General features: G+C 71.0%; 22 protein-coding genes. 9 read left to right on the top strand and 13 right to left on the bottom strand.

What is annotated here, in order from left to right; translation table 11 throughout:
• The first annotated feature begins 27 nt into the window (after positions 1–27).
• Together CLT74_RS11725 and CLT74_RS11720 are read left to right on the top strand one after the other, a co-directional pair.
• Positions 28–642: a helix-turn-helix domain-containing protein gene (locus CLT74_RS11725; protein ID WP_099846554.1), complete on the top strand. Its 615-nt coding sequence runs from the start codon at positions 28–30 to the stop codon at positions 640–642.
• Positions 639–1910 carry an MFS transporter gene (locus tag CLT74_RS11720; RefSeq protein ID WP_099846553.1) on the top strand — a complete coding sequence of 424 codons (1272 nt, stop codon included), beginning with the start codon at positions 639–641 and terminating at the stop codon, positions 1908–1910. Before CLT74_RS11725 ends, CLT74_RS11720 begins: the two co-directional genes overlap by 4 nt.
• Before the next feature lie 39 nt (positions 1911–1949).
• Here CLT74_RS11720 and CLT74_RS11715 read toward each other — a convergent pair whose 3' ends face one another.
• Positions 1950–2588 (bottom strand): nuclear transport factor 2 family protein, encoded by a 639-nt coding sequence (locus tag CLT74_RS11715; RefSeq protein WP_486582260.1) that lies wholly within the window; start codon positions 2586–2588, stop codon positions 1950–1952.
• Positions 2589–2920: 332 nt separating this feature from the next.
• Here CLT74_RS11715 and CLT74_RS11710 point away from each other — a divergent pair, with 332 nt between their 5' ends.
• Both CLT74_RS11710 and CLT74_RS11705 read left to right on the top strand, forming a co-directional pair.
• Entirely contained in the window at positions 2921–3490 is a 570-nt protein-coding gene (locus CLT74_RS11710; protein ID WP_099846551.1) for a hypothetical protein, read from the top strand.
• Positions 3491–3542: 52 nt separating this feature from the next.
• Entirely contained in the window at positions 3543–4115 is a 573-nt protein-coding gene (locus CLT74_RS11705) for a ribonuclease FAU-1 family protein (RefSeq protein ID WP_486582259.1), read from the top strand.
• Here CLT74_RS11705 and CLT74_RS11700 read toward each other — a convergent pair.
• The 8 genes from CLT74_RS11700 to CLT74_RS11665 all read right to left on the bottom strand — a co-directional run bounded on the left by CLT74_RS11700 (position 4112) and on the right by CLT74_RS11665 (position 12519).
• The gene (locus CLT74_RS11700; protein ID WP_099846550.1) at positions 4112–5173 is read right to left on the bottom strand and encodes an ABC transporter permease; all 1062 of its coding nucleotides are present in this window, start codon (positions 5171–5173) and stop codon (positions 4112–4114) included. The two genes, CLT74_RS11705 and CLT74_RS11700, sit on opposite strands and share 4 nt — an antisense overlap.
• Positions 5170–6063, bottom strand: a complete 894-nt coding sequence (locus tag CLT74_RS11695; RefSeq protein WP_099846549.1) for an ATP-binding cassette domain-containing protein — start codon at positions 6061–6063, stop codon at positions 5170–5172. Before CLT74_RS11695 ends, CLT74_RS11700 begins: the two co-directional genes overlap by 4 nt.
• Positions 6064–6144: 81 nt before the next feature.
• Positions 6145–6825: a response regulator transcription factor gene (locus CLT74_RS11690; protein ID WP_099846548.1), complete on the bottom strand. Its 681-nt coding sequence runs from the start codon at positions 6823–6825 to the stop codon at positions 6145–6147.
• Complete coding sequence (locus CLT74_RS11685; protein WP_486582257.1) at positions 6822–8153, bottom strand: sensor histidine kinase; 1332 nt, start codon at positions 8151–8153, stop codon at positions 6822–6824. The genes CLT74_RS11690 and CLT74_RS11685 overlap by 4 nt, the downstream gene beginning before the upstream one ends.
• A gap of 416 nt (positions 8154–8569) precedes the next feature.
• The gene (locus tag CLT74_RS11680; RefSeq protein WP_099846546.1) at positions 8570–10558 is read right to left on the bottom strand and encodes a M48 family metallopeptidase; all 1989 of its coding nucleotides are present in this window, start codon (positions 10556–10558) and stop codon (positions 8570–8572) included.
• Between the two features lie 10 nt (positions 10559–10568).
• Positions 10569–11165 carry a LemA family protein gene (locus CLT74_RS11675; protein ID WP_199172168.1) on the bottom strand — a complete coding sequence of 199 codons (597 nt, stop codon included), beginning with the start codon at positions 11163–11165 and terminating at the stop codon, positions 10569–10571.
• A 71-nt stretch (positions 11166–11236) separates the two neighbouring features.
• Positions 11237–12181, bottom strand: a complete 945-nt coding sequence (locus CLT74_RS11670; RefSeq protein ID WP_099846545.1) for an HAAS signaling domain-containing protein — start codon at positions 12179–12181, stop codon at positions 11237–11239.
• Complete coding sequence (locus tag CLT74_RS11665; protein WP_099846544.1) at positions 12178–12519, bottom strand: PadR family transcriptional regulator; 342 nt, start codon at positions 12517–12519, stop codon at positions 12178–12180. Before CLT74_RS11665 ends, CLT74_RS11670 begins: the two co-directional genes overlap by 4 nt.
• A 139-nt stretch (positions 12520–12658) precedes the next feature.
• Here CLT74_RS11665 and CLT74_RS11660 point away from each other — a divergent pair, with 139 nt between their 5' ends.
• Positions 12659–13276, top strand: coding sequence for an acyl-CoA-like ligand-binding transcription factor (locus CLT74_RS11660; RefSeq protein WP_099846543.1), 618 nt, complete (start codon positions 12659–12661; stop codon positions 13274–13276).
• Positions 13277–13360: 84 nt separating this feature from the next.
• Positions 13361–14941 (top strand): MDR family MFS transporter, encoded by a 1581-nt coding sequence (locus tag CLT74_RS11655; RefSeq protein WP_099851805.1) that lies wholly within the window; start codon positions 13361–13363, stop codon positions 14939–14941.
• A gap of 126 nt (positions 14942–15067) precedes the next feature.
• Here the strand turns inward: CLT74_RS11655 and CLT74_RS11650 are convergent, their stop codons facing one another.
• A complete protein-coding gene (locus CLT74_RS11650) occupies positions 15068–15634 on the bottom strand; it encodes a hypothetical protein (RefSeq protein ID WP_099846542.1) in 567 nt (188 codons plus the stop codon).
• Positions 15635–15890: 256 nt separating this feature from the next.
• Here CLT74_RS11650 and CLT74_RS31295 point away from each other — a divergent pair, with 256 nt between their 5' ends.
• A complete protein-coding gene (locus tag CLT74_RS31295) occupies positions 15891–17618 on the top strand; it encodes a serine/threonine-protein kinase (RefSeq protein WP_486582255.1) in 1728 nt (575 codons plus the stop codon).
• Here the strand turns inward: CLT74_RS31295 and CLT74_RS11635 are convergent.
• Together CLT74_RS11635 and CLT74_RS11630 are read right to left on the bottom strand one after the other, a co-directional pair.
• Positions 17599–18192, bottom strand: coding sequence for a hypothetical protein (locus CLT74_RS11635; RefSeq protein WP_486582254.1), 594 nt, complete (start codon positions 18190–18192; stop codon positions 17599–17601). The genes CLT74_RS31295 and CLT74_RS11635 overlap by 20 nt on opposite strands.
• The gene (locus tag CLT74_RS11630) at positions 18182–18724 is read right to left on the bottom strand and encodes an RNA polymerase sigma factor (RefSeq protein WP_099846540.1); all 543 of its coding nucleotides are present in this window, start codon (positions 18722–18724) and stop codon (positions 18182–18184) included. The genes CLT74_RS11635 and CLT74_RS11630 overlap by 11 nt, the downstream gene beginning before the upstream one ends.
• 265 nt (positions 18725–18989) lie before the next feature.
• On the opposite strand from CLT74_RS11630, the gene dnaE reads away from it, so the two are divergent.
• Complete coding sequence (gene dnaE / locus CLT74_RS11625; protein WP_099846539.1) at positions 18990–22523, top strand: DNA polymerase III subunit alpha; 3534 nt, start codon at positions 18990–18992, stop codon at positions 22521–22523.
• 212 nt (positions 22524–22735) lie between these two features.
• The gene (locus CLT74_RS11620) at positions 22736–23773 is read left to right on the top strand and encodes an aminotransferase class V-fold PLP-dependent enzyme (protein WP_099846538.1); all 1038 of its coding nucleotides are present in this window, start codon (positions 22736–22738) and stop codon (positions 23771–23773) included.
• A 129-nt stretch (positions 23774–23902) separates the two neighbouring features.
• On the opposite strand, the gene CLT74_RS11615 is transcribed toward CLT74_RS11620, so the two are convergent.
• Entirely contained in the window at positions 23903–24760 is an 858-nt protein-coding gene (locus CLT74_RS11615; RefSeq protein ID WP_099846537.1) for an SPFH domain-containing protein, read from the bottom strand.
• Positions 24761–24882 lie beyond the last annotated feature (122 nt).

Below are 24882 nucleotides of genomic sequence, written 5' to 3'. Positions count from 1 at the left end.
ATGTCTTTCTAAAGCATTCTCTACTGTATGGCTGACGAGACACCTCGGCGCGCGCTCAAGGTCACCGACCCGCGTGCCCTGCGGGCGTACGCCCACCCGCTGCGGATGCGCCTGATCGGGCTGCTGCGCGGCGAAGGGCCGATGACCGCGACGCAGGCGGCGGCCCGGCTCGACGACAACGTGCCGAACTGCTCGTTCCACCTGCGGCAGCTCGCCAAGTACGGGTTCGCCGAACGGGTGCCCGGTGCGGACGCTCGGGAACGACCCTGGCGGGCCACCACGCAGTACACGTCCTGGGACGACGACTCCGACGACCCGGCCATGCGGGAGGCCACGGACCAGATCAACAGTGTGATGGTCGCCCTGTATCTGCAACGGGCGCAGGACTACCTCGCGATCCGCGCCGACGAGCCGGCCGAGTGGCGGGCTGCCGCCGGCTTCGGCGACGCGCTGCTGCACGTCACCGCCACGGAGCTGCGCGAGGTCACCGAACAGATCGACGCGCTGCTGGCCCGGTACGACGAACGGCTCGCCGACCCGACGAAACGGCCGCCCGGGTCCCGCCCGGTCACGATCGTCCAGATGGCGCTACCGCGCGGCGTCGTACCCCCGCCAGAGACCGCGTCCGGAGACGGGTCGTGACCGGGTCCCTCGTCCTGGCCGACCCGGCACCGCCGCGCCGGCCGCGCATCCCACGGCTGCTTCGGCAGGCGGCCTTTCGTCGCTACTGGTCCGCGCAGACCGTCTCGCTCTTCGGCGACCAGATCACCGTCCTCGCCGTGCCGCTACTGGCCGTGCTCGCCTTCGGTGCCGGACCCGCCGAGATGGGCTACCTGACCGCCGCCGCGCTGCTGCCGAACCTGTTCTTCTCCATGCCGGCCGGGGCCTGGGTGGACCGGTACCCCCGCCGGCGCCAGGTAATGATCATCGCCGACGTCGGTCGGGCGGGCCTGCTGCTGGCCGTGCCGCTGCTGTGGTGGGCGGGCGTGCTGAACCTGCCGCTGCTCTGTGCCGTCACCTTCCTGATCGGCGTCCTCTCGATGTTCTTCGAGGTGGCGCACGTCAGCCTGTTCGCCACCCTGGTCCGGCGACAGGAATACGTCGACGCCAACAGTCTGATCAACGGCAGCAGGGCCATGGCCGACGTGGCCGGCCCGAGCATCGGTGGCGTGCTCGTGCAGGTGCTGACCGCCCCGGTCGCACTCTTCTCCGGGGTGCTCACCTACCTCACCTCGGCGGTCTTCCTGGCCCGGATCACGGTCACCGAGCATCCCGTGGAGAGCGGGCCCGGCCGAGGCATGGCCGCCGGCGTGCGCTATGTGGTCCGCTCGGCGATCCTCCGGGCGACGCTGCTCGGCACCACCACGCTCAACCTGTTCAACTACATGTTCGCCGCGCTCTTCGTGCTGTACGTGACCACCGAGCTGGGCGTCTCCCCGGGACTGCTGGGCCTGCTCATCGGGGCCGGCTCGTTCGGTGGACTGCTCGGCGCGGCAGTCACCGGCCCGGTCAGCCGCCGGATCGGCATCGGCCCCGCGGTGCTCGTCGGCTTCGTCGCCTTCCCGGCCCCACTGATCCTGGTGCCGTTGGCCACCGGACCGCAGCCGCAGGTGCTCGCGCTGCTGTTCGCCGCCGAGTTCGTCTCCGCGCTGGGCGTCATGGTCCTCGACATCGCCGTCGGATCGGTGCAGATCGCGGCCACACCTGTGTCGATGCTCGCGGTGGTCTCCGGTTTCCGCCGCACCGTCAACTACGGCATCCGGCCCATCGGTGCCGTGCTCGGCGGGACCCTCGGCGCCGCCATCGGGGTACGGCCCGCCCTCTGGATCGCCAGCCTCGGCGCCCTGCTCGGGGTGCTCTGGGTCGTCTTCTCCCCGCTGCGCACCATGCGTACGCTGCCCGAGAGCTGACGCCAGCGGCGCGGGCCTGTCGACGCCCGCCCCGCCAGGTCAGGGGAAGAGCGAGGCCGGAGGGAGGAACCTGCCCTCGGTGCTGTGCGAGTAGTCGCGGGACTCGGTGACCAGACCGCCGGCGTCGAAGCGGACCACCGTGCAGCCGGAGATGGTGACCGGCTCGTCGTACGGGTAGGTGACCGCCCAGTACTCGATGGTGGCCGTGTCGCCGTCGACCCGTGGTTCGCCGAACCAGACCTCCGCCGGCCGGGTCTCCTCACCGAAACACTGCTCGACGTACGACCGGAGCCCGGCACGGCCCCGGTACGGGCGGAACATCGACGCCCAGTGGTCGCCGTCCTCCGCCTGCCGGTCGACGATCCTCGCCACGTCCCTGGCGGGCCAGCCCTGCGCCCAGGCGTCCGCCCACAGTCGGGCCGCATCCCGTACGTCGATGATCGTGCTCCTCGTGTCTGGGGATGCTGGATGTCTACCGTCAGCCGGTGACATTCGCGGACGCCTCGTCCCGCTGAGCCGAGGGGCGGCCCAGCCCAGGAAGCGCTCGAACAACTCAGCAGGCGTCGGCGGCCCACCACCGGCCAGCCACAGCAGATCCCCGGTGGCGTCGAACAACTGACCGGCCAGGTAGATCGAGAGGCCGACCCGGTCCGGGCCGTACTCGTGACGTAGCAGCATCCGGGCGGTCGGGCACGGCCAGGCGGCGGTACACGCCGTACAGGACCAGTCGGGCCGCCGAGGCAGGTGCCGATGCACCCGATGCAACCGACTCAGCGGTTGGCTGCCGCGCGAGAGATGAAGTTGGGACATACCCCAGGCGGATGTGGAGGCGTGGATCCGGACGCATCGGCCCGAGCTGGCGGGGGAGTGACCGGGCGTCGGAGCCGGTAGCCGGAGGCGTCGTCCGTCCCCTCGTCGGCTCCCGCCGGCCGTGGCACGCGGGGCAGCCGCAACCGCCCACTGTGGATATGCTCGCCGCTGATTTTCGAGCCGATCGAAACGGGGCGAACATGAGCAGTGTCGACAACCGGCAGGACGTACCGGAGAAGGTGGCCAGCCTGGCGGCGGAGCGCGGGCTGGGCGCGCTCATCGACAAGCGCAGCAGCGGCAACCCGATCAGCTCCGCCCTCAGGATCGTCGCCGTCGGCGCGGTGGCGATCCTGGTGTCGGTCGCCCTCTTCGCGCTCGCGTCCTCCTGGCGACCGCTCGTCTGGCTGGCGATCCCGCCGCTGGCGCTCGGGATCTGCGCTGTCGGCTGGTTCGTCATGATGTTGGTCCGGGGCTTCGAGGCCGGCTACCTCTACCCTGGCGGGATGGTGTACGTCCGCAACGGCGACGCCCGGGCCACCACCTGGGCCGAGGTGGCCGAGGTGGAGGTCCAGGTCTTCGGTGGTGGCACCCTCTTCGCCGGCAAGACCGCGGCGTACCTGGTGAAGCCGACCGGCCAGGCGCCGATGCGGGTCAACTCGACAGACGTCGGGCTCAAGGACGGCGAGCAGGATCAGGTCGGCGCACTGATCCTGCGGTTCGCCAGCGAGGCCGGGCGGCCGATCACCCAGCAGCTCGTCGGCAGGAAGTAGAGAGGCACCCGCGCCCGTGACCACGGCTGGCCGGTTCGCACCGGGTGACCTGGTGGTTCGGCGGGAGGTCCTGCGCGGCGAGGTGTGGTTCGGCTGCCCGACGATCTGCGTCGAGGATTCACCCGACCTGCTCGCGCTCTACCTGCCGACCGGCGCCGAGTTCGGCTTTCCCGAGCGGGGTGAGTTCCCGTGCGGCCGGCACCCGTGGCAGGTCGCCGGGCACACCGCCTGGACCGGTCACGGCAAGCTGATGCTCCAGCGGCCCGGCGAGGCGCACTCGGTCGACGTGTTCTGGTCCGGCCCGGAGCGCGCCTTCGCCGGCTGGTACTTCAACCTCCAGGACCCGTTCCGGCGTACGCCGATCGGGGTGGACACCCTCGACCACGAGCTGGACCTGTGGTGGGCGGCGGACGCCGACCGGTACGTCTTCAAGGATGTGGAGATTTTCGCGCAGCGGCTGGTGGAGGGGCGCTACCCGGGCCAGGGTGAGGCGATCCGCGCCGAGGGTGACCGGATCGCCGCCCGGCTCGACGCCGGTGAGCGCTGGTGGGACGAGTCCTGGTCGACCTGGCGACCCGACCCGACCTGGCCCGTCCCCCACCTCCCCACCAACTGGGCGTCTTAGCCCAGCGTCTCGCGTTCGCGCCAGGCGGTGCGGATCGAGGTGCGGCCGTTGGTACGCAGCAGCGAGCCCTCGTACACCCGGGCCCCGGCGAGCAGGAACCCCACCGCCGTGACCAGGAGCAGCACCAGTGAGATGACAAGTTCCCAGCCGGCGGCGTCGCCGTTGAACAGCCGCAGCGGCATCGCCGTCGGCGAGGAGAACGGCAGGTAGGACAGCACCCGCATGGCTGTGACGTTGTCGTTGAGGAAGATCACTGCGAAGAACGGCAGCATCACCGCGAGCTGTACCGGCATCGACACACCACCGATGTCCTCCAGCCGGTTGACGAGCGCGCCGGCCGCCGCCCACATCGACGCGATCAGCAAGAAGCCGAGCAGGAAGAACGGCACGAACCAGCCGATCGCCGGACCGAGCAGCGACAGCAACGCGCCGTTGTCACCGAACGCCATGCCGGCCACCGCGACCACCGCCACCAGGGCGATCTGACCGAGCGCGAGGATCGTCCCGGCGAGCATCTTCCCCGCCAGCAGGGCGCGGACCGGCACCGCGGCGACGAGGATCTCCACGATCCGGGTCTGCTTCTCCTCGATGATGCTCTGCGCGATCTGCACCCCGAAGGTCTGCGAGGTGAGGAAGAAGATGAAGGCGAAGGCGAACGGCACCAGGAAGGCCACCACCGGGTCCACCGCGTCCGGGTTCAGCAGCCGGACCGGTGGTTCGGTGCTCAACGCCGAGACGACGTCGCCCGGGGCGTCGTTCATGGCGAGCACGGCCGGGCCGGCGACGACCGCGGCGTCCGCGTCGCCGTCGCGCACCGCCTGCTCGGCAGCGGCGTCGTCGGGTACGGCGAGCACCTCCAACCCCGCCGCCCGCAACGGGCCGGCCACCGCCTCGGTGACGGCCACCGTGGACGGCCCGCCGGACAGCAGCGGCGGCAGGATCGTCGCCGCCGCCGCGATCAGCAGGAAGACGACGGTGCTGATCAGGAAGGTACGGTCGCGCAGCTTGACCCGGATCTCCCGGGCGGCGACCAGGCGGGTGGCCTGCGTGACGTTCACTTGGCGACCTCTCGGAAGATCTCGGCGAGGGAGGGGGTGACCGGGCGGAACGCGCGGACCGGGCCGCGCTCCAGCGCCGCGCGCAGCACCGGTTGTTCGTCGGCGTCGGCGGCCAGGTCGAAGACGGCTCGCGCGCCGTCGAGGTCCACCAGGCTCACCCCGGGCTGGTCGCGCAGCCAGCCGGCGTCGGTCTCCACCACCAGCTCATACCGGGCCGTGGTGTACGCCGAGCGCAACTGCTCCCGGCTGCCGGCGGCGCGGATGGAGCCGTCCGCGATGATCACCAGGTCGTCGCAGAGCCGTTCGACCACGTCCAACTGGTGGCTGGAGAAGAGGACCGGCGCCCCGGCGGCGGCCCGCTCCCGCAGGACGCCGACGACCGTGTCCACGGCCAGCGGATCCAGACCGGAGAAGGGCTCGTCGAGCACCAGCACCTCGGGGTCGTGCACCAGCGCGGCGGCGATCTGGGCGCGTTGCTGGTTGCCCAGGGACAGCGTGTCCAGCAGGTCGTTGCCCCGCTGGGCGAGACCGACCCGCTCCAGCAGGTCGTCGGTGGCGCGGCGAGCGGCCTCGGCGGTGAGCCCGTGCAACTGGCCCAGGTAGGTCACCTGCTCCCGGACACTCATCTTCGGGTACAGGCCGCGTTCCTCCGGCATGTAGCCGAAGCGGCGGCGTACCTCCCGGCTCAGCGGCTCACCCTGCCAGGTCACCTGGCCGGCGTCCGCGGCGAGGACACCGAGGATGATCCGCATGGTGGTCGTCTTGCCGGCACCGTTGCCGCCGACGAAGCCGGTCATCCGGCCGGCGACGACGTCGAAGGATACGTTCCGGAGTACCTGACGGTCGCCGAAGCTGCGGTCGACGCCGTCGAGACGGAGCACGTTTGTCACGGTGTCGACGTTAGATTGTCGATCATGGCTCGCCGTCCGCCCGGGGGCGGAGATCCGGGCTCCGCCTCGCGGGGGAGACGCTCACCCGCCAGGCCGGACCACCCCGTGCTCGTACGCGAAGACCACGGCCTGTACCCGGTCACGCAGGCCCAGCTTGGCCAGTACCCGGCTGACGTGTGATTTCACAGTCGCCTCGCCCAGGTAGAGGCTGGCGGCGATCTCGGCGTTGCTGGCGCCCCCGGCGACGAGCACCAGGACCTCGCGTTCCCGGGGGGTGAGGCTGCCCAGCGCCGCCTGCGACGCCACGTCACCACCGGGTTGGCCGCCCGGACGGGCGAAGGTGGCGATCACCCGCCGGGTGAGTTCCGGCGCGAGCAGGCCGTCGCCCCGGGCCACCACCCGGATCGCCTCGACGAGCGCCTCCGGTGTGCCGTTCTTGAGCAGGAATCCGCTCGCCCCGGCGCGCAGCGCGGCGAACAGGTAGTCGTCGCGGTCGAACGTGGTGAGCATCAGCACGGCCGGCCCACCCGGCTCGTCGTCGTCGGCGCTGACCAGCCGGGTTGCCTCCAACCCGTCCATACCGGGCATCTCCACGTCCATCAGGACCACGTCCGGACGCAGCGCCCGGGTCATGCCGACGGCCCGCTCCCCGTCGGCGGCCTCGCCCACCACCTCGATGTCGTCCTCGATCTCCAGGATGACCCGGAAGCCGGTACGCACGAGGTGGTGATCGTCGACGAGGAGCACCCGGATCGGGTTCACGCCGGACTGCCCGCGCGGAGCGGGAAGCGGACCCGGACCCGCCAACCGCCGCCGGTACGCGGACCCACCTCCAACTCACCTCCGTGGGTCGCGACCCGTTCCCGCATCCCGATCAGTCCCAGTCCGTCGGCGTTCGCCGAGCGGGTGGCCCGGCCGTCGTCGGTCACCTCGACCTCCATCTCGTGTGCCAGATAACGGACCCGGACGTCTAGCAGGCTCGCCCCGGTGGCGTGCTTCAACACGTTCGTCACCGCCTCCTGCACCACCCGGTACGCGGCCTGGGAGACCGATTCCGGCAGCGGTTGCGGATCGCCGTACACCCCAAGGGTGGCGCGTAGCCCGGCCTCACCGGCCCGGTCCACCACCGCGGCGATCTGGTCGACCCCGGCCGGCTGCCGGGTGTCGTCCGGGTCGCCGTCATTGGCGCGCAGCACACCGAGCATCCGGCGCAACTCGTCGACCGCCTGGCGGGCGGTCTCCTCGATGGAGGTGAGCGCGGTACGCGCCTTCGCCGGATCCTTGTCGAAGACCCGACGACACGCCGCCGCCTGCACCCCCATCACCGACACGTGGTGAGCGACCACGTCGTGCAGCTCACGGGCGATCCGGACCCGCTCGCCGACCACGGCGTGCTCGCGTACCTCGGCCTGGGACCGGCGTAGCCGTTCCGCCTGCTCGGCCACCTGGTGCTGGCGACGGGCCGCCACCCAGGCGGTCTCGCCGAAGAAGTACGCGAACCCGAAGTACAGCGCGTTGACCAGGATGCCGGTGACGATCGCGGCGAGCACCGGCGGCACCGGGCCGACGGCGTCGTCGAACGTCTCCGCGGTGAGAGCCTGGTAGCTGATCGCGTAGAAGATCCCGAGCCAGGTGAACATCGCGACGATCACGCCGATCCGCAGCCGCCGGGACAGCCGCCGGTCCCGGCCCCAGGCGCCGAGCGTGTAGATGGCGATGAACAGCGCCCAGGAGGAGAGTTGCCACTCGGGGACGGCGCGCGCCTGCGATCCGATGAAGGCGGCCGACACGGCCAGGGTGGTCACGGCGGGCCAGCGGCGTCGCCAGATCAACGGCAGCGGCACCGCGACGGTCCAGAAGAGCTGTTCGATGCCGGACGGCGGCGGTCCCAGCACGAACGCTCCGGTGCTGCGGGCCAGCGTCAGGCTGAACAGGGCGAGGGCCGTCGCGGCCAGCCCGGCGTACAGATCAAGGCGCTGCTGCTCCGGCGTCGGTCCCGGCCGCCGCCACGCGTCCCTGGTCTCGGCCCGCCGCCGATCGTCGGTGGTGCCGGCGGACTGCCGCCACTCGTCGGCGGTCTCGGTGCTCACCCTGGGCAGCATGCCATCCCCGCGCCGGTCGCCCGTCGCCTCAGCTGAGATCGGGCCGTCCGCCCATGCGCCATTCCTCACGGGAAGTGCTTGCCTGCCGCCCCCAACCACTACCCCCGGCCTTCCTTTACTCTGCTTCAACGGACGCAAATGCTCACATCAAGTATCGGCGGGTGCCGCAGGTACGGCCCGGGGCTGGTGCAGCGCCCCTGCTCAGATGCCTGTGCGTGGGTTGAAGCAGAGCAAATCGTGCGAGTGGGTGGAGGCCGGCCCGAGAATGCCGTTACTGATAGTGACAATCACTGTCTGTGTCGGCTCGTGCGGGGGTAGCTGGGCAGAGCACCGCCAGCCGCCGGGCGAGACCGGGCCGGACCCGGCCGGGCGAGGGGTGATCCGGGGGAGCGGCGGAGTGTTCGTCAGCCGGTGGCGGCGCCGGCCATCGGCGGCAGCGGACAGTGCAGCAGACCGCAGATCGTCCGCAGCAACTCGACCTCGGGCACGGTCATCATCCCGTCGTGGCTGATCACCGCGACGGTGGCCGCCACCAGCCGCTCCTTGTCGGCCGGACGTAACCCGTCGAGCACCGGCCAGGCGGTCTCCAGCGCGAGCACACCGTTCTCCGGCGGCGCGTACGGCAGGTTCGTGCCGGGCAGCAGCGTACCGATGCCGGCCTGGAAGGCCCGTTCCGCCTCGGGCCGGTCAGGGTGCCCGACCTGCGCGAGGATGGCCAGCAGGGCGGCTGCCGCAGACCGCGCGTCGGTGAGTTTGCGCCGGTCGGTACGCCACCGGCTGTCCGGCCGCAGCGACTCCTCCAGCTCGGCCAGCAGCAGCCGGGACAGGCAGTACTCGGTCACGTTTATCGCGCCGTCAGCGTTGATCAACGTGAAGACGGCCGTCAGCAGTGACTCCAGTTCGGCGTCCGGACGTTCGCGCAGCGCCGGGAAGGCCAGTTCGGCCAGCGGCAACCGCAGCTCGGCGGGGAGCGCGCCCAGGTCGTCCGCCGCGCGCCGGGCGCCGTCGGCCAGCTCCTGGCCGTGCCGCTGGGCCACCGCGAGGTACTGGTGCTGCCGGATCTCCGGTTCGGCGCTGAGCAGCAGGCCGAGCAGCAGCGGTACGGCCGCCGCCCGATCGCGGGCTCGTTCGAGCAGCGAATCCGGGATCCGGTCGAGGATCGCTGCGGCGTGTGCGTAGGCGCTCTCGGTGGGCGCGGCCACCCGCCCCAGCACCTCGTCTGGCGCGACGGTTATCCGGGCGCCGTGCCCTGTCCCGCCGGTCCCGCCGGTCCCGCCTGACCCGCCGGTCCCGCCTGACCCGCCGGTCCCGCCCGGACCGGCGGGAGCGGTTGGAGCCAGGCCGAGGGCGACGTCCTCCTGACGGCCCGACGGCGGTGCCGCCGCCCACTGCCGTGACAGGTGTTGCAGCTCGGCCGGGTCGAACGACGGTTCCAGTGCCTTGATCCGGTCGACAAGCGGGGGGTGGGTGGCGAACCAGGACGTCCGGGCCGCCTCGCCGAAGAGCATGTGCCCCACCTCGTCGCGCTTGGGCGAGGTCAGCTCGGACCCGTCGGCCAGGCCGCCGATCTTCTTCAGCGCCCCGGCGATGCCCCGGGTCTGGCGGGTGTACTGCACCGCCGAGGCGTCGGCGAGGTACTCCCGCTGCCGGGACACCGACGCCTGGATGAGTCGACCGGCGAGGACGCCGACGTAGCCGGCCACCAGCAGCGCCAGGCCGACAAGCGCCAGCGGGGCGGCGCTGCCGCCGCTGTTGTTGCCGCGGGACCGGCCGCCGCCGATGACCCCGGCGCGGGCCAGCCCACGGCCGATCACGGTCAGGAAGAGGATGCCGAACAGCAGGCCCATCAGCCGGATGTTCAGCCGCATGTCGCCGTTGACGACGTGACTGAACTCGTGGGCGATGACCCCCTGGAGTTCGTCGCGGTTGAGCCGCTGCAACGCGCCCCGGGTGACGGCGACGGCGGCGTCGGACGGGGTCCACCCGGCAGCGAAGGCGTTGATCGCCGTCTCCTCCGGCAGGACGTAGACCTCGGGAACGGGTACGCCGGAGGCCAGCGCCATCTCCTCGACGACGTTGCGCAGCCGGCGCAGCTCCGGGTCGGTGGTGTTCGCCGGCACCGGCACCCCGCCCAGCTCTCGGGCCACCTTCCCGCCACCGCCGCGCAGCGCGAGCGTACGCACCAGGGCGGCCAGACCGATCGCGGCGACAGTGGCGACGGTGACCATGGCGACGAAGCCGGCGAGCTGGCCGGGGTCGGCGGTGGTGGCGTTGAAGGCGAACAACGCCGCGAGGTTCACCACCACCACGATGCCGACCACGGCCAGCACGAACAGCAGTACCAGCCGGGTCGACAGCCGACGTACCTGGCGCTGCCGTTCGAAGAAGTTCATCGGAACCCGATCAGAACGAGACCTGCGGCGCCTGGCGCTGCTGCGGGTCGTCCGGCTGGAACAGCGCCGCCGGCCCGAACGAGAACATTCCCGCCACCACGCTGGAGGGGAACACCTCGCGCTTGTTGTTGTAGGCCATCACCGCGTCGTTGTACGCCTGTCGGGCGAAGGCGACCCGGTTCTCCGTTGAGGTCAGTTCCTCCGACAGCTGCATCATGTTCTGGTTGGCCTTGAGGTCCGGGTACGCCTCGGAGAGCGCGAACAACCGGCCCAGGGTGGCGGTGAGCATGTTCTCCGCGCCGCTGAGCTGCTGCATCGCGGCCGGGTCGCCGGGAGCGGCCGCGGCGGTGGCCTGCGCGTTGACCGCGGCGTTGCGGGCGTTGATCACCGCCTCCAGCGTCTCCCGCTCGTGCTTGAGGTAACCCTTGGCGGTCTCGACCAGGTTGGGGATCAGGTCGTGCCGCCGGACGAGCTGCACGTCGATCTGGGCGAAGGCGTTGCGGTACGCGTTGCGGGCCCGGACCAGCCCGTTGTAGATCGAGACGCCGAAGCCGACCACCGCCACGACGATCAACACCAGGCACACCAGTCCGATGATCAGTTCCATGGCCGCTCCCTCGGTGTGTGTCGGCACTTCCGCTGATCATCGTACGTGCGTCGGTCCAGGCCCGCTCCTGCTCAGTGCGCGGACCGACGCGCCTTGACCGCGCTGTCGACGATGTCCCAGATCGTGATGGCGACGATCACCACGATGCTGATCCGGGCGACCGTGTCCAGGCCGCCGTCCCGCAGCCAGGCGAAGCGGGCGACGAACTCCGGGTTGAGCAGCTGGTCGTTGGCCAGCAGCCAGATCGCCGGAACCGCGAAGGCCAGGTTGAGCACGGCGTTGACGCTGACCAGCGGCCACGTCCAGCGGCGGGCGCGGTACTTGGCGATCTCCAGGCCGATGCTGGCGAGCAGGACCACGAGCAGCAGCGGAAGCCAGAAACCCCACAGTGCCGGATCCAGGATCGGCAGGCGCTCGCCGTCGGGACCGATCACGGACTGGAACTGCTGCCACGGCAGGAAGGCGATGAGCAGGACCAGGAACACGATCGAGGCGCACACGTCGGTGAGGGTGACGTCCCGTTCGACGGGGTGGTCGGGAAGTCGGTCGACGCTCCATTCGGGCAGGTCCAGCGGGGTGCCGAGCCGTTCCAGCACCGCGAAGACCAGGGTCACCCAGAAGGCGATCTGCACCGCGACGTTGAACGCGACGCTCACGCCCGTGCCGATCGCACCGGCCGGGTTGTCGGAGACGGTGGCCTGGACCACCCCGACCGCCACTCCGGCGATGGCGGGAACGATGCTGAGCAGCAGGATCAGCAGGCGTTGCCAGGCCAGGTAGTAGGTGGGGCCGATGAGCTGTAGCCGGCGGTCGGCGTAGCGGGCGGCGAGCTGGGCCGGGTCACCCAGCTCGGTCAGCACCTCGCGCTCGGCAGCGCCGGCGTCCTGCCCGGCGGCGGTCCGGTCGTCGATCATGTCACCGATGGAGGCGCGCAGTTCGGTGGCGATCTCCTCGCGCCGCCGGGTCGGCACCGAGCGCAGGGTGGCGGCCAGGTAGCGGTCGGTCAGGGAGGTCATCGGGGTGCTCCTTCGATAAGGGTGGTGAGGGAGGTCTGTACGGCGGCGAGGTCATCGAGCAGTCGCCGCAGCACCTGCTCGCCGGACTCGCTGATGCGGTAGAACTTGCGCGGTCGGCTCTCCTCGGTGTTCCACTCGCTGGTGAGGAGCCCCTGCTCCTCCAGCCGTCGCAGGAGGGGATAGAGGGTGTTCGCGTCGACCGGGAAGCCGTGCCCGGTGAGTCGTTGCAGCAGCGCGTAGCCGTAGTCGGGTCGGCGCAGCGCGACCAGACTCGCCACCACCACCGTGCCCCGACGTAGCTCCTGTAGGTGGGTCCGTAGGACGTCATCGCTGACCATGTGTCACACCATAGTGTGTGCCACACACTGTTGTCTACCGCGCAATGATGTCGCCCCACCGACATCGTGTCAGTCGACGCGCCAAACGTCACAATCTAAAACTTTGCAGAGACTGCACCTTTGGCCCTAGGGTTCTGCCGTGACCCCCGACGACCCGACCCGGCTGGGCCGACGCGACCGCAAGAAGCGCCAGACCCGTGCCGCCCTCGCCGCCGCGGCGCTGCGCCTGGTCGCCGAACGTGGACTCGACCAGGTGACCGTCGAGGAGATCAGCGAGGCGGCCGACGTCTCCTCCCGGACCTTCTTCAACTACTTCCCGTCCAAGGACGACGCCCTGGTCGGCGACACCGACGCCGACCGGGACACCGTGCTGCGGGCCCTCGCCGCCGTGCCTGCCGAGCAGCCCGCGCTGGAGACGCTGCGGCACGCCTTCGCCGAGGTGGTCACCGAGGTGCAGGGTGACGCCGAACTGTCGCTGCTGCGGATGCGGGTGGTGACGCAGTACCCCGTGCTGCTGGCCCGCCTGATCTCCGGTAACGCGGTCACCGAACGGGCGCTCGTCGAGGCGATCGCCGCCCGAACCGGGCTGCCCCCCGAGCACGGGTACCCCGCTCTCGTCGTGGCGGTCGCCGGAGCCGCCCTGCGTACCGCCCTGATCCGGTGGGCGACCGGCGGCGGCGCCGGCTCCCTGACCGCGCTGCTCGACGAGGCGTTCGCCGCCGTCGCAGCCGGCCTGGTCGACCCCCGCACCGGCTGACCGGCCGTGCGGGCCGCCACCGACCACCCGTTTCAACCTTCGGCGTGACCGCGCCGGGGCGGCACCATGCGTGAGGAAAGGTTCATGACAGCTTCGACAGCGCCGATCGACGCGTCCGAGACCGGCGTCGGCCGGATGTCCCGCCGGGAGATTCTCCAGGCCCTCTCGGGGCTGATGGTCGGCATGTTCGTGGCGATTCTCGCCTCGACGGTGGTGGCCAACGCGCTGCCCCGCATCATCGCCGACCTCAACGGCACCCAGACCGTCTACACCTGGATCGTCACCACCGAACTGCTGGCCATGACCGCCACCGTGCCGCTGTGGGGCAAGATGGCCGACCTCTACAGCAAGAAGCTGCTCATCCAGCTCTCCCTGGGGCTGTTCGTGGTCGGCTCGCTGATCGCCGGACTCACCCCGAACGTCGAGGTGCTGCTGGTCAGCCGGGTCGTGCAGGGCATCGGCGCAGGTGGCATGACCGCCCTCGCCATGATCGTGATGGCCGCGATGATCCCGCCCCGGGAACTGGGCCGCTACGCGGGCATCTTCGGTGCCGTCTTCGGCGTCGGCACCATCGCCGGTCCGCTCATCGGCGGCGTTCTGGTCGACACGTCCTGGCTGGGCTGGCGATGGTGCTTCCTGATCGGCGTGCCGTTCAGCATCCTCTCCATCGTGCTGCTCCAGCGGACCCTGCACCTGCCCGTCGTCCGTCGCCGGGTACGCATCGACTGGCTCGGCGCGGCGCTTATCACCGCCGGGGTCTCCACCCTGCTGATCTGGTCCTCGCTGGCCGGCCACAAGTTCGCCTGGGCCTCCGGCTGGACCGCGCTGATGGTCCTCGGCGGCCTGGCCCTGCTGGTGGCGGCCGTCCGGGTCGAGGCCCGGGTACCCGAGCCGATCATCCCGCTGAAGATCTTCCGTAGCCGTACCGTGGCGCTGACCACCGTCGCCAGCATGCTTGTCGGGGTGGCCCTCTTCGGTGGCACGGTGTTCCTGTCCCAGTACTTCCAGACGTCGCTGGGCAAGTCGCCGACCGTCGCCGGCCTGATGAGCCTGCCGATGATCCTCGGCCTGCTGGTCTCCTCCACTGTCGCCGGCCAACTCATCACGAAGTACGGCCGCTGGAAGGCGTACCTGGTGGCCGGGGCGGCGGTGATGGTCGTCGGGATGCTGCTGCTGTCGACGATCGACGTCGACACCCCGCTGCCGCTGCTGTTCAGCTACATGGCCCTGCTCGGCATCGGGGTCGGCATGCTCATGCAGAACCTGGTCCTGGCGGCCCAGAACGACGTACCAGCCCACGAGTTGGGTGCCGCCACCTCCGTGCTGACCTTCTTCCGCAGCATGGGCGGCGCGATCGGCGTGAGCGCCCTGGGCGCGGTGCTGGCCAACCGGGTGACAGGTCTGATGACCGAGCAACTCGGGCCGGCGGCCAGCGCCACCGGCGGCGGCACGACCGAGGTACCCGACCTGTCCGCGCTGCCCGAGCCGATCCTGCGGATCGTGCGCGACGCGTACGCCACCGCCACCTCGGAACTGTTCCTGATCGGCGCGCCCATCGCCTTCCTCGCTCTGGTCGCGGTCCTGTTCATCCGCGAGAAGGCGCTGCACACCGTCAGCGGCGACGAACGGGCCCGCCAGGAGGCGAGCCTGCCCGCCGTCCACTGAACATACGTACCCGCGACGCGGGACGTCCGCTCCTCCGGACGCCCCGCGTCGTCGTTCAGACGGCCCCACCCGGGTGCGTGCCCCCGGACGGCACCTCAGCCGGGTGCGTGGCCTCGGACGGCACCCTCAGCAGGTGCCGCCCTGCCGGAAGTTACGTTCCACGAAGGATGCCGGGCCGACCTGGAAGGCACCCACGCCAGGCCGGATCGGGTGCCCGGTGAACAACTCCACCCGCGCGCCCACCCGCACCAGGTACGCGGTGGCGGTGCCCGCGTCGTTGCTGATCAGGCCACCGCGCGGGCCGTAGATCGTCTCCAACTGGGCGAAGGTCATGCCGACACCCGCTCCGGCGGGGGAGTAGGGCGGGACGGTGGCGGTGCTCACCTCGACCAGCCGGCCGTGCCGGAAGGCCAGCAGGACGACGCCCGCCCAGGTGCCGGTCGCACCGGCCCCGACCACACCGTCGCAGGTCGCGACGGACCAGTCGATCAGTCCGGCGGCGGTGAGCCGGTCAAGGCTGGCCCCGATCCGGTACGGCCCGGCACCCCGCACGCTCATCACGTCGGTGGTGGTCGGCGGCTGCGCGGCCACCACCACCGAGGGGACCGAACGCGGTAGCGGTGCGGCGTTGGCTGGAGCAGCCCCGACCAGGGTCAGCACGGTCGCGACTGCGACATACACGAGACGGTGCACAGAAATCGCCTCCTCGGCATCGAGTTCCTACTCCCTTCGTCTCCCCACCCACCCCCACAGTTCGCCCCACCCGACACCCGCCGCGCCCAGCGCGCCGATCATGCAGTTGTGGTATCCGCCAAAGTGGACCATAAGTGGCATTCCGGGTGCCACAACTGCATGATCGCGGGGTTGGGGTGGGGGAGAGGGAGGGTTGCTGTGGGGGTGGGGGAGGGGAGGGTGGCAGGGGCGGGGGAAAGGTCTGGAGGGGCGGGTGGTGGGGGCGGAGCGGATTGGGGCGTACCGGGTGGAGCGGCTGCTCGGTGTGGGCTCGTTCGCGACCGTCTGGCTGGCGTACGACCCGATGCTGGACATCCGGGTAGCGATAAAGGTGCTGGCGGAGAACTGGCACCACGACGTACGCGTCCGGGAACGGTTCCTGGACGAGGCTCGGCTGCTGCGCCGGATGGAGGACGACCGGCTGGTCCGGGTACGCCTGGTGGGAGAGCTGGCGGACGGACGGCCCTACACGGTGCTCGACTGGGCCGACGGGGGCAGTCTGCGGGAGCGGCTGGCCACCGGGCCCCTGCCCGTGACGACCGCCCTGAACCTGCTCGCCGAGATCGCCGCCGGGGTGGCGGTACTGCACCGGCACCGGGTGGTGCACCGTGACCTGTCGCCCGGCAACATCCTGTTCCGCTCGACCGCTGACGGCGAGCGGGTACTCATCGCCGACCTCGGCCTGGCCAAGGCGCTCGCCGCCGCCTCCGGGCTCACCATGCGCGCCGGCACCCCCGGGTTCATGGCCCCCGAGCAGGACGATGCACTCGCGATCGTGGACGAGCGCGCCGACGTGTACGCCCTCGGTCAGCTCGGCCGCCGGCTGCTCGCACCGTCGGCCCCTGGCGCCGAACCGACCGCCACTGCGGCTGTCGACGCTGGACCGCCCGCCTCCGGTGTCGACTCTGGACTGCCCGCCTCCACCGCCGACGTCGGGCCGGCCGACGCTCCGGTCGTCACGGTGGGACTGCCGGCCGCCGGTCCTGCACGGCGGGCCGACGGCGTTGCCGGAGCGGCGACCGGGTCCGTCCTCCCGGGGCGGGTGCCCCCGGCCGTGGCGGTGATACTGCGCCGGGCCACCGCCAGTCGCCCGGGGGACAGATACCCGGACGCCGAGGCGTTCCGGACGGCCCTGCTGGCGGCGGTGCGGCGGCCCAGTGATTCGATCAACCCGGGCGCCGGACCGGCGTCATCGACGTCAACCTCATCGGCTACGCCGACCCGGGCCCACGGTCCCCACCCTGTCGACGACCCGGCCCCGGTTCCTGCGGCCCCGGTTCCTGCGGCCCCGGTTCCTGCGGCCCCGGTTCCTGCGGCCCCGGTTCCTGCGGTGCCGGCTCGTGCGGCCCTGGTTCCTGCGGGTTCGGTGATGGCGGTCCCGGTGGCTGCGGGCCGGTCGCCGTGGCTACGGGCGGTCGCGCTGACGGTGGTGCTGGTGGCGGCGGCCGGCGCGGTGGCGGCGGACTCGGCGACGCCCAGCGGTACGGCGACGAGTGGTCCGCTGACCGTCGTGCTGCCGGACGGCTGGCGGGCGACCGGGACCGGCTGGGCGGGGCGGTACGACGCGTCCGGCCAGCTCGAACCGGCGTTGGTGATCTCGCCGGAGCCGCGTCGGTGGGCCACCGACCCGAGTGTGCCGGGTGCCTTCCTCGGGCTGTCGGTGACCGCCCGACACACCGATCCGGCCACGTTCGTCGCCGCGCAACCGCATGCCGACTGTGCTCCCTCGCCACCGCGGCGGGTGCGGCGCGGTGGTCTGGGCTGGGTGGTCGCCCGCTTCGACTGCCCGTACGGGCGGCCGGTGCTTGTGGAAGCCGCCGCCCGGGGCGCCGCCGGGCTGCTCTACGCGCAGGTCGTGCCGCCCCCCGGAGCCGGCGACGAGTTCGTGGACGCCCTGCTCGACGGGGTACGGACACGACGACCGGTCATCGCACGACGACCGTGATCACGTGGGTGCCCGCCTCGCGGGGAATGAACACGTCCACGGTGCCGGCCCGGACGAACCGGAGATCGACCACGCCGGCCTCGTACTGGCTGTCCACCAGATCGTCCCGGTCGACGGTGACCTCACCCGGACCGATGCCCACCAGTCGCAGTACCCCGCCGGTGGCGAAGCAGAGCGAGGACGGTAGCGGCCCGGGGTCGGACAGGGGCAGCTCGTACCGGACCGCGCCGAGACAGACCTCGGACATCGTCGCGGTGGGCGTCGGGGTACGGGTGCTCCGCGCGGGGGTGGGGGATCGTGGCACCGAGGTCGGTCGTGCGGTCGGCACCGTCACCACCGTCGGTGGCGCCACGACAGGTGTCCCGCTCGGCCGGGCCGTCGGCGGGGTGGACGGAACCGGCGGCGGCGCGGTGGTCGGGGCGGGTGGGCGTACCGGCAGCGGCGCGACGGGCTCGTCGGCGCAACCGGCGGCACCCGCGACGAGCACGACGGCCACAGCCAGCGCCGTCGGGCGGTGCCGGCCGGTCAGAGCCAGCGCCGTCGGGCGGTGCCGGCCGGTCAGGTCAGTCGGCACCGGTGAGCCGCTGCCGGACCTGCCGGCGGGCCTCGTGGATGCGGGACTTCACAGTGCCCTCGGGCAGGTCGAGCAACGCGGCTATCTCGCGATAGTCGAGGTCGAGCACGTCACGCAGGGTCAGTATCTCGGCCAGTGCGGGCCGGATCGCGTCGAGGGCCTCCAGCAGATCCAGTCGGGTGCCGGCGACCACGCTGGTGCGGCGCGGGTCGGGTCGCTCCGGCAGCGGCGTCCCGGCGGCCTCCACCTGCCAGCGGCGGCGCAGTGCCCGGTAGGTCGAGCGGGCCCGGTTGGCGGTCAGCCGGTACAGCCAGGTGTGGAACGACGAGCGGCCCTCGAACCTGTCGATGCCCCGCGCCACCGCGAGCAGCGCGTCCTGGCAGGCCTCCTCCGCGTCCTCCCGGTTGGGCAGCAGCCGGCCACACAGCCGCAGCACCTCCGGGCGGATCGCCGCCAGCAGGGCGTCCAGGGCGGCCCGGTCGCCACGTGCCGCGGCGGCGGCCAGGTCGTCGATTCCGTCCGCGAGGGTCATCGCGCCGTCCCGTGTTCGACGGTGTTGCGGTGGTCGTTCAGGCTACGCCGACCGAGCCACCGTGTCCGGCCCCGAGTCCACCAGCCGACAGGGCGCCAACGTCGACAGCGGCCGGACCCGCGCCGCCGACCGGGGTCGGGTCCGGACCGTCGGGCCGGTCCGGAGGGGCCGCCGAGCCGGGCGCGCGGCGCGCTGGAGTGGCCGGCGGCGGCGGGGTTAGGGTTACCCCCGACCGACTCGATCATCCGACCCGGGGGGCCTCCGCATGGGCGATTCGTTCGCGCATCTGCACGTGCACACGGAGTACTCGATGCTCGACGGGGCGGCCCGGCTCAAGGACCTGTTCGCCGAGGTCAAGCGGCAGGGCATGCCGGCGGTGGCGATGACCGACCACGGCAACATGCACGGCGCGAACGACTTCTACAAGCAGGCGATGGCCGCCGGGGTGACCCCGATCCTGGGCATCGAGGCGTACGTGGCGCCGGAGTCGCGCTATCACAAGAAGCGGGTCCGCTGGGGTCGGCCGGAGCAGAAGAGCGACGACGTCTCCGGTAGCGGTGGTTACACCCACAAGACGATCTGGGCGCGTAACAAGACCGGCCTGCACAACCTCTTCACGCTCACCAGCAAGGCGTACACCGAGGGTTACTTCGTCAAGTGGCCCCGGATGGACGCCGAACTGCTGGCCGAGTACGCCGACGGCCTGATGGCCACCACCGGCTGTCCCTCCGGCGAGGTGCAGACCCGGCTGCGGCTGGGCCACGACGCGCAGGCCCTCGAAGCCGCCGCGAAGTACCAGGACATCTTCGGCAAGGAGAACTACTTCCTGGAGCTGATGGACCACGGCCTGGACATCGAGAAGAAGGTCCGGGACGGGCTGGTTGAGATCGGCCGCAAGCTCGGCATCCCGCCGGTTGTCACAAACGACTCGCACTACACGCACGAGGCGCAGTCCGAGGCGCATGACGTGCTGCTCTGCGTGCAGACCGGCAGCAACGTCGCCGACCCGAACCGGTTCAAGTTCGGCGGCAGCGGCTACTACATCAAGTCCGCCGACGAGATGCGTGGGGTGGACGGCTCCGACGTCTGGCTGGAGGGCTGCCGCAACACGCTGCTGGTGGCCGAGCGGGTCGACCCGACCGGGATGTTCGAGTTCCACAACCTGATGCCGCGCTTCCCGGTGCCCGAGGGCGAGACCGAGGAGTCGTGGTTCCGCAAGGAGACCTTCGCCGGCCTGGCCCGCCGCTACCCGCAGGGCATCCCCGAGGGCCACGTGGTGCAGGCCGAGTACGAGCTGGGCGTCATCATCCAGATGGGCTTCCCGTCGTACTTCCTCGTGGTCGCCGACTTCATCCAGTGGGCCAAGAACCAGGGCATCGCCGTCGGTCCCGGCCGCGGGTCCGCGGCCGGTTCCCTTGTCGCGTACGCCCTGGGCATCACGGACCTGGACCCGATCCCGCACGGGCTGATCTTCGAACGGTTCCTGAACCCCGAGCGGGTCTCCATGCCGGACGTCGACATCGACTTCGACGAGCGTCGGCGCGGCGAGGTGATCAAGTACGTGACCGACAAGTGGGGCGAGGACAAGGTCGCCCAGATCGCCACCTTCGGCACGATCAAGGCGAAGGCCGCGATCAAGGACTCGGCGCGGGTGCTCGGCTACCCGTACGCGGTCGGCGACCGGATCACCAAGGCGATGCCACCGGCCGTGATGGGTAAGGACATTCCGCTCGAGGGCATCTTCGACCCGAAGCACCCCCGGTACGCCGAGGCCGGTGAGATCCGGGGCATGTACGAGGCCGAGGCCGACGTCAAGAAGGTCATCGACACCGCCCGGGGGATCGAGGGGCTGATCCGGCAGACAGGCGTGCACGCCGCCGGTGTGATCATGTCGGCCGAGCCGATCATCGAGCACATCCCGCTGATGCGCCGGGACTCCGACGGGGTCATCATCACCCAGTTCGACTACCCGACGTGCGAGTCGCTCGGGCTGTTGAAGATGGACTTCCTCGGCCTGCGCAACCTGACGATCATCGACGACGCGGTCAAGAACATCGAGCTCAACCACGGCAAGGAGCTGGACCTGCTGGCCCTGCCGCTTGACGACAAGGCCGCGTACGAGCTGCTGGCCCGGGGCGACACGCTCGGCGTGTTCCAGCTCGACGGCGGGCCGATGCGGTCGCTGCTGCGGATGATGAAGCCGGACAACTTCGAGGACATCTCCGCAGTCCTGGCGCTGTACCGGCCCGGCCCGATGGGCGTGGACTCGCACACCAACTACGCGCTGCGCAAGAACGGCCTCCAGGAGATCACCCCGATCCATCCGGAGCTTGAGGAGCCGCTGCGGGAGATCCTCGCCCCGACCTACGGCCTGATCGTCTATCAGGAGCAGGTGCAGCGTGCCGCGCAAATCCTCGCCGGGTACACGCTCGGCCAGGCCGACCTGCTGCGCCGGGCGATGGGCAAGAAGAAGAAGGAGATCCTCGACAAGGAGTTCATCCCGTTCCGCGACGGCTGCCGCGAGCACGGCTACTCCGACGAGGCCATCCAGAAGGTCTGGGACGTGCTGGTCCCGTTCGCCGGGTACGCCTTCAACAAGGCGCACTCGGCCGCGTACGGGCTGGTGTCCTACTGGACGGCGTACCTGAAGGCGCACTATCCGGCCGAGTACATGGCGGCGCTGCTGACCTCCGTCGGCGACGACAAGGACAAGATGGCCATGTACCTGTCGGAGTGTCGCCGGATGCGCATCCAGGTCCTGCCGCCGGATGTGAACACCTCGGCCGGACCGTTCACCCCGGTCGGCCGGGAGATCCGCTTCGGCCTCGGCGCGATCCGCAACGTCGGCGCGAACGTGGTCGCCGCGATCATGCGCTGCCGCGAGGAGAAGGGCGAGTACGCCGACTTCTACGACTTCCTGTCCAAGGTCGACGCGGTGGTGTGCAACAAGAAGACGATCGAATCCCTGATCAAGGCGGGGGCGTTCGACTCACTGAAGCATTCCCGCAAGGGCCTGCTCACCGTGCACGCCGACGCCATCGACGCGTACGCCGACGTCAAGCGCAAGGAGGCCGTCGGGCAGTACGACCTGTTCGGTGCCGGTTTCGGCGACGCCGAGGTGGCGACGAACACCACTGTCATGCCGGTCATCGCCGAGGGGGAGTGGGACAAGCGCGACAAGCTCGCCTTCGAACGCGAGATGCTCGGCCTGTACGTCTCCGACCATCCACTGTTCGGCCTGGAACACATCCTCGGCGCGGCGGCCGACACCACGATCGCGGCGCTCTCCGAGGAGGGCACCGTGCCCGACGGCGCGGTGGTCACCCTCGCCGGCATCCTCTCCGGCGTGCAGCGGCGGGTCACCAAGCAGGGGCGGGCGTGGGCCTCGGCGACCCTTGAGGATCTCGCCGGTGGGGTGGAGACGCTGTTCTTCCCGAACACCTACGAGGTGATCGGGCAGTACATCGCCGAGGACGCGATAGTGGTGGTCAAGGGCCGGGTCGACAGGCGCGACGACACCCCGCGCATCATGGCGATGGACATGTCCCTGCCGGACGTCAGCACCAGCACCACGAACAAGCCGGTCACCCTCACCATCCCGGTGACCCGCTGCACCCCTCCGCTCGTGGAACGCCTCAAGGAGACCCTGGTGCTGCACCCCGGCGACGCCGAGGTGCACGTCAAACTCCTGAACGGCACCCGCTCCACCACCCTGCGCCTGAGCCCGGTCCGCGTGGCCGCCACCACCGCCCTCATGGCCGACCTGAAAAGCGTCCTAGGCCCCGCCAACGTCACCTGACCCCGTCCCCACCCCAAACCCCCAACCCCACCCCGCGCGTCGATCTTGCACTTCTGGTCGCTGGAATGCGCTGATTAGTCCCCTTTGCGGAGACAAAAAGTGCAAGATCGCGGGAACGGGGCGGGGCGGGGCGGGGCGGGGTGGGGTGGGGTGGGCCACGGGGGTGGGATTGGCGCTTCGGGGTGGGGTGGCGGGGCGGTTAGCGTCGGGGTGTGGAACTGGAACAGGCGCAGAAGCTGTGGCAACCGCAGCCGGGCTGGCTGAACACTGCCAGCTACGGGTTGCCGCCCGACCCGGCCTGGGACGCGTTGCAGGACGCGCTGGCCGCGTGGCGGGTGGGCCAGGGCTCGTGGGAGAGCTGGGGTACGGCGACCGACAGGTGTCGGACGGCGTTCGCTCGACTCGTCGCGGTACCGGTGGCCGATGTCGCGGTCGGCGCCACCGTCTCCCAGTTGCTGGCGCCGGTCGCCGCCGCGCTACCCGCCGGTGCCCGGGTGCTGGCGCCCGAGGTCGAGTTCACCTCGAACCTGTTTCCCTGGCTCGTCCAGGCCGAACGGGGCGTCGAGGTACGCACCGTCGCGCTTGACGAGCTGGCCGCCTCCGTCGACGCCGACACCGACCTGGTGGCGTTCAGCCTGGTGCAGTCCGCCGACGGCAGTGTCGCCGCGTACGACGAGATCGTCGCGGCGGCCCGGGCGCACGGCGCGCTCGTGGCGGTGGACGCCACCCAGGCGTGCGGCTGGCTGCCGTTCGACGCGGCCCGCGCGGACGTGGTGGTGGCCGGCGGATACAAGTGGCTGATGGGCCCCCGGGGGACCGCGTTCGCCTACCTTGCTCCCGGGCTGCGGGACCGGCTGCGGCCGGACGCCGCCGGCTGGTACGCGGGCCGTGACCCGCACGCCTCCTACTACGGGCCGCCGCTGCGGCTGGCCGAGGACGCCCGCCGGTTCGACCTCTCGCCGGCCTGGTTCAGCTGGGTCGGGGCCGCCCCCGCCCTGGAGCTGCTGCTGGAGATCGGGGTCGAGCAGGTACGGGCGCACGACGTGGCGCTGGCCAACCGGTTCCTCGCCGGCCTGGGGCAGCCAACCGGGCGCAGCGCGATCGTCACCGTCGAGGTGCCCGGCGCGCAGGAGAAGTTGGCACGTGCCGGGGTACGCGCGGCGGTGCGGGCCGGTCGGGTCCGGGCCTCGTTCCACCTCTACTCCACCACCGAGGACGTCGACCTGGCCCTCGACGCGCTCACCTCCTGACCGCGCCGTCCACGCCGCACCGGACGGCTCGCCGGTGTGCGGCCGGCGCTCGCCGCCCGCCCTCATCACCTGACCGGTGAGGGCGGGCGGCACTGTCCACCGGGCGCCAGCGGGAGCGGGTCCACCGACTCACTTGCCGGTGACGATGCCCGGGTTGATGCACAGGCCCGGCGTGCTGCCGTGCTTGTCCGCGATCTCCAGGCAGCGGGTCACCTTGTCCACTGTCGCGTTGGTCTCGGTGACCTGCTTCTGGATCTCGGCGTTGAGGCGGTCCTGTTCGAGGTTGCGGGTCTGGGCGAGCTTGTCCTGGAACGCCTTGATGTTGCCCTCGGTCTTGTCGTCGTGGTTCACCCGGGTGATGGTGACCGACAGGATCTCGACGTCGTCGGCCAGCCGGCCCTCGGCGTTGGACTTGATGCTCTCCGAGAAGGGCTTGAGGTCGACGTTCAGGTTGCCGGTCTTCGAGTCGATGCGCTCCAACGGGTTGTAGACGGCGAAGGCGTCGTTGACCGCGCTGTCGAGCTGGACGCCGACCCGCTGCCCCCGGAAGCTCTCGAAGTCGCCCTTGTAGTCCATGAACTGCTGCGGGGCGTTCTCGGGCTGGACCTGCCACTCGACGAGCACCTCCACGCACGCGTCCGCGAGGGTGCCGGTGCGTACCCGCACGCACTTGTCGCTGCCGATGTGGTCGTACTTCTGCCGCCCGGCGTCCCACTCGCCGACCCGCTGCCACGGGGTGACCCATTTCAGACCGGAGCCGGTGACCTCACCTGTCGGCTTGCCGAAGCTGGTGACGATGCCGACCGAGCGGATCGGTACCGAGTGGGCGCTCGACGCGACTGTGAAAACGGCCGTCGCGACCAGGGCGCCGACCGCCGTCAGGACTCCGATCTGCCGTACCTGGCGTTGCGAGCTGAGCAGGGTGACGGCGACGGCGATGACCGCGGTGACGGCGGTGACGATCGCCAGGATGAAGCCGAAGGGCATGACGGGACCTTTCCGGGTACGGCCTTACTGAGTTGATCATCAACGTAGCCGCCCGGGTCAAGGCGCCGGTGAGCGCATCCGTGACGCGGCGTCCCGACGAATCCCTCGGTGCAGAGCTGTTC

It is taken from the genome of Verrucosispora sp. CNZ293 (assembly GCF_002754655.1).
This window is presented reverse-complemented; position numbering and strand designations above follow the sequence as displayed.